Source organism: Bradyrhizobium aeschynomenes (assembly GCF_013178945.1).
Classification (GTDB): domain Bacteria; phylum Pseudomonadota; class Alphaproteobacteria; order Rhizobiales; family Xanthobacteraceae; genus Bradyrhizobium; species Bradyrhizobium aeschynomenes.
In genome coordinates this window covers 1-11,057 of the sequence record NZ_JABFDM010000025.1, presented here as the reverse complement: position 1 = coordinate 11,057, position 11,057 = coordinate 1, and the positions used below count along the sequence as shown (strand labels likewise).

Annotated in this window: 2 protein-coding genes; both read right to left on the bottom strand. The window is 66.2% G+C overall.

The genetic code is table 11. From position 1 onward, the window contains the following. A partial coding sequence (locus HL666_RS33775) for a non-ribosomal peptide synthetase (protein ID WP_172185796.1) occupies nucleotides 1–10,746 on the bottom strand: 10,746 nt, incomplete at its 3' end. Next, the coding region (locus tag HL666_RS33770; protein ID WP_172185794.1) for a phosphopantetheine-binding protein at nucleotides 10,739–11,057 on the bottom strand (319 nt) is incomplete at its 5' end. The genes HL666_RS33770 and HL666_RS33775, both read right to left, overlap by 8 nt.

Genomic DNA, 11,057 nt, shown 5'->3' with positions numbered 1-11,057 from the left:
CACGACGTCCGGTCCGATCCCCTGCAGCATGAGACGCCGCGCCAGCCGGTTTGCCCGCGCGTTCAGCCCGCCATAGCTGATCGTCTCCTCCCCATGCACAACTGCGATCGCATCGGGAGAACGCGCCGCCTGCGCTTCGAACTGAGCAACGACGCCGGCAGATCGCTCTGCAGTGACCGTGTCGTTGACGCGCGCCAGCATTGCGAGATCTTCGGGATCGTCATCAGCGATCCGGCCGACCGCCTTGGCGGCATCGCCGCTGATCGACGCAAGCAGCGCCACGAATGCCGTCTGAAGCCGGCCGATCTGGCGCTCTTCGAAATGCCGGCGCTGGAAGTTGAACACGAGCCTAAGCTGGCCGTCGAGACCGACGCTGACGAACAGCGGATAGTTGCTGGTCTCCAGAATCCGCGTGCGGCTGGCGCGGAGCTGCCCGCGGTTCGTCTTCAACGCCTGGTCGACCGGATAGTTCTCGAACACCAGAATGCTGTCGAACAGCGGATGTCCGGCACGTCCGGCCAGGCGCTGAATATCAGCGAGCGGCATCCAGCCATGCTCCCGCAGAGCCAGGTTGCGTTGCTGCAAATCGCGCAGCCAGTCGCCGACACTCTGCTGAGGATGCTCGCGGTCGACCATGGGCAGCGTGTTGATGAACAGGCCGACCATGTCTTCGGCGCCGACGAGATCGACAGGCCGATCTGAAACCGTCACGCCGAAGCACACTGTGTCCTGGCTGGTCTGGCGTCGCAGCAGCTGCGCCCATGCGGCTTGAACGAGCGTGTTCAGCGTGATCCGCTCGCGCGTGGCGAATTGCTGTAGCTGCTCGCTGAGACCGCGATCCACTGCCGTCGTCAGAGAGCCGTGGTCCATGGCCTCGCTGGTGTTGGCGGGTGCGAGCAGACTTGGCTCTTCGAGCTCGGCGAGGGCTGCGCGCCAGAAGTCGGCGGCCGCACGGTGATTCCTGGCCCCGAGCCAGGCGATGTAGTCGCGGTAGCGCGGCCGCTGTGCCGGCAGGGAGCCATGCTCCATCAGCTGCATCACCTCGGCCATGAACCGGGCCGAGCTCCAGCCATCCATCAAGATGTGATGATGAGTCCAGATCAGCCAATGGCGCTCGTCGTCGAGCCGGACCAGCGTCAGACGCTGCAACGGCGGGCGCGCGAGATCGAAACCTGCCGCGCGATCACGCTGGGCGACCCCCGTCAGCGCATCGTCCAGTGCTGCTGGCGCAAGGCCGGCTGCATGCACGCGCCAATCCTCCTCGACGACGTGCACCTCCGCGCGCCGGTAGACCACCTGCTGCGGCGGTCCCGACAATTCGCGCCAGAGAAAGCCGGTGCGCAGCACGGCGTGACGATCGCTGGCGGTCTGCCAGGCGGCCCGGAGCTTCTCGGAATCGAGACCGCGGATCTCCGCCGTGAGCTGGTTGACGTAGACACCCGTGCCGTCATCGTGCAGGGCGTGGAACAGCATGCCCTGCTGCATCGGCGACAGCGGGTAGATGTCCTCGACCTCGCGCCAATCCAGTCGGAGCGCGTCGAGTTCGGCCTGCGTCAGCTTCGACAGCGGAACGTCCGACGGCGTCAGCCCACGGGCATCGCTCGAGCAATGAGCGATCAGCTCCTGGAGCGCGGATTCAAAGCAGTCGGCGAGGCGTTCGACCGTTGCCGTCCGGTAGCGCTTCCGGCTGAAGCCGAACGACAGCTGCAGTCGCCCGCCTTGGACCCGCGCATTGATGGTGAGGCGATGCCGCAACGGGCTGGAGGCAGCGCGTGACGGGCCCGCGCTCTCCAGGGCGAGCGCGAACAGCCCAGCCTCGCCGGTCCTGTCGTCAACCTGACCGAGATAGTTGAAGCCGATATGCGGCGTATCACCCGAGGCAAGCGTTGCGCGCTGAGCGTCGGAGCCGAGATAGCGCAGGATGCCATAGCCGAGACCTCGATGCGGAATCGACCGCAGCATCTCCTTTGTGGTCTTGATCAACGAAGCAGCCCGCAGCCCGCCGGCTGCAAGCTGGACCGGAAAGGCGGAGGTGAACCAGCCGACGGTGCGCGACAGATCGAGCCCGGAGCCGATCTCCTCGCGACCATGACCTTCGAGCTCGATCACGACGTCCTCGCGACCCGACCAGTGCCACAGCGCGCGCGCCAGCGCCGAGAGCAGCAGATCATTCACCTGGGTTCTGTAGGCTCCGTGCGCAGGCCCGAGCAGCTGCGACGTCAATTCCGCGTCGATCTCGCGCTGGACGTCCCGTGCGTCGGCGACCGTATCCCGCTCGGAATGATCCTCGTCGCAAGCGAGGGGGTGCGCCTGCCGGATCTGCGACCAATAGTCCAGCTCCGCAGCGAGCGCGTCCGACGATGCATAGGCATGCAGCGTGCGCCCCCATTGTGCGAAGGCGTGCGTCTTCGGCGGAAACGTCACCGTCTCGGCGCCGCGTGCGAGCTGCTCATAGGCTGCCGCGAGATCCTCGATCAGCACCCGCCATGACACGCCGTCGACGACGAGATGATGGATCACGATCAGGAGTCGTTGCTCGCCTCCCGGCAGTTCCATCCCGGCCACACGGACCAGCGGACCATGCGCGAGCGACAGGCTGGCCTGCATCTCGGCAGCGAGCGCCGTGACCGCCGCGGCATCAGCCACTTCGCAGTTTTGATAGAGATCGCCGCGAGCGGCGGACGATGCATGCTCTGCCCGCCAGACGCCGTCGACCCGCTCGAAGCGCAGTCGTAGCGCATCGTGATGAGCCACCACGGAGGCAACCGCACGGCGCGCCACATCCCAGTCGAGCCGCTGCTGCGGCCGCAGCAGCAGCGCCTGGTTCCAGTGATCCGGCGCCGCCAGCTCCTGTTCGAAGAATCTGAGCTGGATCGGCAGCAACGGATGCGGCCCTCCGACCAGGCCCTGCTCCGCACGAACTGCGGGCTCCAGCTCCGTACGGGCCTCTCGTGCCAGCGCTTCCAACGTCTGATGCTTGAAGACGTCCCGTGGCTCGATCACCAGCCCGGCACGGCGCGCCCGGCTGACGAGTTGCAGCGAGATGATGGAATCGCCGCCGAGCTCGAAGAAGTTGTCAGTGATCCCCACACCGGGCTGACGCAGCAGATCCGCCCAGATCGATGCCAGCACGCGTTCGTTCGGGGTCCGCGGCGCAACCCGGACGGTCACATCGGTCGAGTCGGGCACAGGCAGCGCATGGCGATCCACCTTGCCGTTAACCATCAACGGCAGACGATCGAGCACGACGATCCACGCCGGCACCATGTAGTCCGGCAACTCGGCCGACAGCGCGTTGCGCAGCGCGAGGCCATCGAGCCCTGCATCTCCGCTGACATAGCCGACGAGTTGCCGTCCGGCGCCAAGCTCGCGTGCGACGACCGCCGCAGAGCCGACCATCGGCTGCTCCAATAACCGCGTCTCGATCTCTCCGAGCTCGATGCGGAAGCCGCGGACCTTCACCTGATGATCGGCGCGCCCGACATAGTCGATGCTGCCATCATGGCGCCACCGCGCCAGATCTCCGCTGCGGTAGAGCCGTGCACCGGGCGGTCCGAACGGATCGACGATGAAACGTTCGGCCGTCAGCCCGGCGCGACCGAAATAGCCGCGCGCGAGCCCGACGCCGCCGATATGAAGCTCGCCGATCGTTCCTTCGTCGACGGGATTGAGGTCGGCGTCGAGAATTCGCAGCACAGTTCCCGGAATCGGCTGTCCGATCGGCACAATTGTCCCGCTGAAGTCGTGGCAGTTCCAGAAGCTGGCATTGATCAGCGTTTCGGTCGGTCCGTAGCGGTTGTCGAAGCGAATCGTGGGGAACGCTGCATGGACCTGCTGCATCAGCTGGACGGGCAGCGCTTCGCCGCCGGAGAACAGACGCTTCAGGCTCGCGCATCGCGCGACGTCCGGCTCGGCGACGAATTGCGCCAACATCTGCGGAACGAAGTGCAATGTGGTGACATCGTGAGCCACCACGGCTTCGACTAGCCGCTTGGGCTCGCGATGGGCGCCGGGAGGTGCGATCGCGAGCCGAGCGCCCACGATCAGCGGCCACAGCATCTCCCAGACAGCGACGTCGAAGCTGAAGGGCGTCTTCTGCAGCAAGGTCTCGCTTGGCGCGAGTCGATACTCCGCCTGCATCCACGCCAGCCGCGCCGACAGCGCGCCCCGCGTGCAGCCGACGCCCTTCGGCACGCCGGTCGAGCCGGACGTATAGATCACATAGGCAAGACCGTCGGGATGCGACGAAACACCGAGGTCGGAGCCGTCGTGGTCGTGCGAGCCGCCGTCATCAATGGCGACATCGACCACGATCAGACCAGCGTCGGCGTCAGCGGCGATCGCCGCCAGCCGGTCGTTCAGTGACGCCTGCATCAGCACCAGTCTTGCGCCGCTGTCGCGCAGCATCGCGGCGAGACGTTGCTGCGGATAATCGGGATCGAGCGGCAGATAGCCCGCCCCTGCCTTCAGCACCGCGAGCACGGCTACGATCATCTCGACACTGCGCTCGAAGGCGAGCGCGACGGGAGCATCGCGCCCGACACCGCGCGCCTGAATCTGTCGCGCCAGGCGGTTCGCACGCGCGTTCAGCTCGGCGTAGCTGATCTGCTCGCCCGCGTAGATCAAGGCGATCGCATGCGGCGTCTCGGCGACCTGCCGCTCGATCCGGGTCACGACATCGATCAGTTCCTCTCTGGCCGTCGGAGTCGCAGCCCCAGCGCTCCAGCCATGCACCCGCTGCAGCGTGGCTTCATCCAGTCCGTGCAGTTCGGCAAGCGGCCGGTGCGTCCCGTTGGCAATACGGTCGAGTAGCGCAGCGAACGCGGTCTGAAGGCGCGCAATCTGAGCCTCGTCAAATCGGCTGAGGTCATGACGGAAGCCCAGCCGAATGCCGGAGTCACTGACGAAGACGGCGATTGTCAGCGCATAATTCGTAATCGAAATCTGCTCCGCGCGGCTCGCGCGCGGACCATCACCCGCCTGATCTCGCAGGACGTCATCGACCGGATAGTTTTCGAACACGAAGATGGTATCGAACAGCGCCCTGCCGGAGCGGCCGGCGAGGCGCTGGATGTCATAGAGCGGCATCCAGCCATGCTCGCGCAGATCGACGTTGCGATCCTGCAGACCGCGCAGCCAATCGCCGATCATCGTCTGCGGGCTGGCGTCGTCGAGCACCGGCACGGTGTTGATGAACAGGCCCACGATCTCCTGCACCCCTGCGATCTCGGGCGGCCGGCCCGACATCGTGGCGCCGAAGCAGACGGTCCGCTGGCCGGTCAGTCGCCGCAACAGCTGAGCCCAGGCGCCCTGCAGCACGGTGTTCAACGTCACCCGTTCGCGGCGGGCCACGGCCTGTAGCCGCTCAGTCCGCGCGGCGTCGATGACGAGGTCAGTCGACAGATGACCCGTCGCCAGCTCCGCCGGTCCGCCCAGCGCATCGGCGAGCAGGCTCGGCTCATCGAGCCGCGACAGCAGATCCGACCAGAAAGCACTGGAAGCCTCACGATCCTGTCGCAGCAGCCAGTCGATGTAGTCACGATACCGGCCGGGCGCCGCGCCCGGCAATCGGCCGCGAACATGCTGCATGATCTCGGCGATCAGCTGCGCGGCGCTCCAGCCATCGAGCAGAATGTGATGATGAGTCCAGATCAGGCGATGAACGCCGCCCCCGAGATCGATCAGCCGAACCCGCTGCAGCGGCGGCCGTGACAGATCGAAGCCGAGCTGCCGTTCGGCCCGTGCGGCATCGGCGAGCGCCGCGTCACGGGCCGCCGGATCCATCGTCCCGACGCGATCGCCCCAATCCTCCTCGACGAAGGAAACTGCGACGTTCCGATGCACCACCTGCTGCGGCGCGCCCGACAATTCCCGCCAGACGAAGGCGGTGCGCAACACGGCATGTCGTGCGGTCACCGCCTGCCAAGCCGCGCGCAACCGGTCGACGTTCAGGCCGCTGATGTCGACGGCGATCTGGCTGACATAGCTTTGGCTATCGGCATCGCGCAGCGCGTGGAACAGCATGCCCTGCTGCATCGGCGACAGCGGATAGATGTCCTCGACCTCGCGCCAGTCGCGCGCAGCTCCGAGCATGTCGAGCTCCGGCTGGCTCAGCCGCGACAGCGGGACGTCCGATGGCGTGACGCCGTGGACGCCGCTGGTGCAATGCGCGACGAGCTGGCGCAGCGCATCCGAATAGCAGGCCGCGAGACGCTCGATCGTGGCGCGGCAATACCGCTTGCGACCGAAGCTGAAGGTCAGCCGCAGCTCGCGATCCAGCACCTGGCCATTGATGCTGAGCCAGCGTCCGAGCGGCGCGCTGGCGCTTCGCGACGGTCCGGCACTCTCCGGCGCCAGCGCGAACGCGTTGTCGGCGCCGAGGCTGGCGTCGAACTGGCCGAGATAGTTGAAGGTGATGCGCGGCTCCGCTGCCCCCGCCAACGCCTCGCGCTGCGCCTCGCTGCCGCAATGCCTCAATAGTCCGTAGCCCAATCCGCGCGATGGAATGGCGCGCAGCTCCTCCTTGATCGACCTGATCAAGGCCGCGTCATCGCTCGCACATTGCGACAGACGGACGGGAAAGGCCGTCGTGAACCAGCCGATGGTCCGTGACAGATCGACACCTTCGAAGATGTCCTCGCGGCCATGCCCTTCCAGCTCGACGAGGACGTCCTCCACGCCGCCCCACTGTCCCACTGCGCGGGCCAAGGCCGCGAGCAGCAGGTCGTTGACCTGGGTCCGATAGGCCGCGGGCGCCTCCCTCAACAGCTTCGCTGTCAGATCCGCGTCGAAAGCCAGGATGACGTCCTCGCCATCCGCCACCCGGTCGACGTCGTCGGGACGCTCGTCACAAGGAAGATCACCCGCGACGGTTCGCGTCCGCCAGTAATCGATCTCGCCGGCGAGCTCCGCGGACACCGCGTGGGCTTCGAGACGCCGGGCCCATGACGCCACCGATTGAGTCTTCGGTGGCAATACGATCGCCGCAGCCCCCTGCGCGGCCTGTCGATACGCCGAGGCGAGATCTTCCAGCAGAAGACGCCAGGACACGCCGTCGACGACGAGATGATGCACGACGATCAGAAGTCGCTGGCTACCGTCCGCAACGTCCATCTCGACGAGGCGCAGCAACGGCCCCTGCAGGGACAGGCTTGCTTGCGCCATCGCCGCAAGCGCCTCGATCCCTGCGACATCCGCGACGGTGCGCGTCCAGAGCAGATCGGATGATGGTGACGCCTCGCCATAGCCGGCACGCCATTCGCCATTGGCCTCTGCGAATTGCATTCGCAGCCCATCATGATGCGACCACACCGCGGCGATCGCCCGAGCCATTGCGGGCCAGTCCAGCCGCGCTCTCGGCCTGAGCAGCACGGCCTGGTTCCAATGGTGCCGCTCACCTGCGTCCTGTGCAAAGAAGCTGCGTTGGATCGGCAACAGCGGCACGGGACCAGCGAGATCCTCGGTCAGCACCTCCGCCACCTGCTCGCGGCGTGCGGCGCTCGCGAGCTCCCGGAGCGTCTGATGCCGGAACAGGTCGCGTGGCTCGATCAACAGTCCGCGCTGACGCGCGCGCCCGACCACCTGCAGCGAAATGATCGAATCGCCGCCGAGCTCGAAGAAATTGTCGGCCAGTCCGATGCGCTGGTGCCCAAGCAGCTCACCCCAGATTTCCGACAGCGTGATTTCCGCCGCGGTCTGCGGCGCGACGTAGGCAGCTTCGCCGGCAGGCTGCTCGGGAAGCGGCAGCGCATCGCGATCGATCTTGCCATGCGTGGTCAACGGCATCCGCGGCAGCGGAATGATCCGCGCCGGAACCATGTAGTCCGGCAACTCCTCCAGCAGAGCTGCCCGCAAGCTGGCTTCATCGAGATCGCTCTCGCCGCAGACATAGCCGACGAGCTGCTGCCGTCCAGCAATTGCGCGAGCAACGACGACGGCCGACCGGACACCCACCTGTCGCGCCAGCCGTGCTTCGACCTCCCCCGGCTCGATGCGGAAGCCACGGATCTTGAGCTGGTGGTCGGATCGGCCGACATACTCGATCACGCCGTCGGCACGCCAGCGCGCAAGATCGCCGGTGCGATACAGCCGAGCCCCCGGCTCACCGAACGGATCGGGAATGAAGCGCTCCGCCGTCAGCGCCGATCGTTTCCAATATCCGGTCGCGAGCCCCTCGCCTCCGATGTACAGCTCGGCCGAGACCCCGACCGGAACGATGTTGAGATCGCCGTCGAGAAGATAGGCCGAGCGTCGGCCGACCGGCCTGCCGATGGGCGCATAGGCGCAATCGATTTCGGCATCGGCATCGACCTTCCAGACCAGCGGCGTGACCACCGTCTCGGTCGGGCCATAGCCATTGATCAGCTTGCGCGGCCGCAGCGCGCGCCTGATCTTGTCGAAGCCGGATTTCGGCATCGCCTCGCCACCGAACGAATACAGCGACACCGGCGGCGGATCGCCCCGCCACGCCGCAAAATCCGCGAGCTGCTGCAGATAAGCGGGCGGAAAACCCGCGTTCGTGACCTGCTCGGCACGCATCACTGCGAGCGTCTGCTCGGCCGACCAGAGATCGGCGTCGCGCATGACCAGCGCAGCGCCACAGCTCAACGCCGTCCACAACCGTTCGTGCGCGCCGTCGAACGTGAACGAGAGAAAGTGCAGCTCGCGCGACCGCGCGCTCATCTCGTAGAGCTCTGCCGTGGCCTCGCAATGCATCGCGAACGGCCCGTGGGCGACCGCGACGCCCTTCGGCAGCCCTGTCGAGCCCGACGTATAGATCACGTAAGCGAGACTGTCCGGATGGACCTCGATTGCGGAATCCGGCGGCGCCGTTCGGTCCGAGATTGCGCCGAGATCACTGACGCGGACGCCGGGCATGGGCGGAAAAGGGACCACACCGGCGGCGTCGACCAACACGACACGCGCACCGGCGTCCAATATCATTGCAGACTGCCGCGCCGGCGGATGATCCGGATCGAGTGGCAGATAGGCCGCACCGGCCTTGAGCACTGCGAGACATGCGGCCACCAGCTCGGGCGATCGCCGCATCGAAATGCCGACGAGCTCCCCGGAACGAATGCCCAGTCCGCGGAGATGCATGGCGATCGCATCGGCCCGCTGGTCGAGCGCCTGATAGCTGATCGTCTCCTGACCGTAGACCAGCGCCGGCGCGTCCGGCGTCGCCTGGGCGTGCTGGGAGACCCTGTGATGCACGGGCACGAACGGCGTCACGGGGCCGGCATGCTCGTTCCACCGCCTGACATCATCGCGATGCTGCCCGGACAACAGGCCGATCGATGCGACGACGCGCGTCGGATCCGCAACCATGATCTCGAGAATGGCAAGCCAATGCGCCGCCATCCGCTCGATCGTCGAACGGTCGAACAGCGCGGTGGCAAAGGAGAACAATACCGAGATCTCTCCCGACGGCATTTCCTCGCTGTCGACGGCGAGATCGAATTTGACGGTCTCGACATCCGGCGCAATCGCCTCGATCTGCAACTCGCCACTGTCGGACATCCCCGTCAGGCCGCGCCGGCGCTGATGATTGTAGAGCACCTGGAACAGCGGATTTTGACTGAGGCTGCGCTGCGGCTGCAATATCTCGAGCAGCCGTTCAAACGGAAGGTCCTGGTGCTCCTGTGCCTCGCGCGCGGCGTTACGGAGCTCACCGATGACGTCGGCAATCGTGGCCCGACTATCGATCCGGGTGCGCAACACCTGCGTGTTGACCAGCAGGCCTATGAGCCGCTGCGTATCCGAACGATGGCGGTTGGCAATCGGGATACCGATACTGATGTCGGGCTGGCCGCTGTAGCGGTACAGGACCAGCTTCAGGGCCGCGAGCAGAACCACGAACGGCGTCGTCTCGTGGCGCCGCGCCAGCTCGCGCAGGCGATCGGCAAGCGTGGCACGGAGTGTAAGGCGCAGACCCTCGCCGGACTGATCCGCTTGCGCCGCGCGGGGGCGATCGAACGGCAGCTGCAGCGCCGCGGCGTCCTGGAGGCGGGAGGTCCAATAGCTCAGCTGCCTCTCGCCCTCCACGGCGTTCATCTGCAACTGTTGCCAGCTGGCGAAGTCGGCGTAATCGATCTCCGGCGCGGGCAGCGGCACGGACTCGCCTCGGATCGCCGCCTGATAGAGTTGCCAGAACTCCTCACTCAGGATCTGCAGCGACCAACCGTCGGCGACGATGTGGTGCAGCGTTACGGCAAGGATATGATCCTGCTCACCGATCGCCAGCAATCCCGCGCGGAGCAATGGCCCCGTCTCAAGGTCGAACGGCAACGCCGCTTGGTCACGCAACAGCCTGCGCGCCTGCTGCTCCCGATCGTCACCGCCGACCTCGAAGCGCTGCAGCGCGACTGGCCGCGGCGGACATACGATCTGCTCGGGCTGATTCCCTTCCTGACGAAACACCGTACGGAGCGCGCTGTGACGAAAGACCAGTTCGTCGAGTGCGCGCTGCACTGCGCCGGTGTCGAGCCGCCCGCGCAAGCGGATCGCCAGCGGCATGTTATAGGCCGGGCTGTCCCGATCCATGCGCCAGAGGAACCAGAGCCGCGCCTGCGCAAACGATAGCGGCGCGCGCTGCAAATTTTGACGAGCGATCGGCAGGATCGACAGCTCGATCCCCCTTGCGGCGAGTTGCGCCAGGAATGCACGCTGCTTCGTCGCGTCAAGCCGGGCCAGCCGCTGCGAGATCTCGCTGAGCTGCTGATTCTGAAGTCCTGACTGATCATTCATGGGCGAACTCGACTTCATTCAGCACATCGAACATCGCGGCAATATCATCGCTGCGCGTGTTCACGGGCGGGTCCGCCGCAAGCGCGGACGCCATGGTCTCAATCGTCGTTAGCTGGAACAGCCGCTTCAGCGGCAGATCACGAGCCAGATCACGCTTGATGCGACCGACGAGTTGCACGGCAACCAGCGAATCGCCGCCGAGCTCGAAGAAATTGTCGGTGACGCCGACCTCGTCGTGGTGCAACAGCTCGGCCCAGATCGTTGCGAGCGCGGCCTCGGTCGGATTGCGCGGCGCGACGCGTTGCGCATCC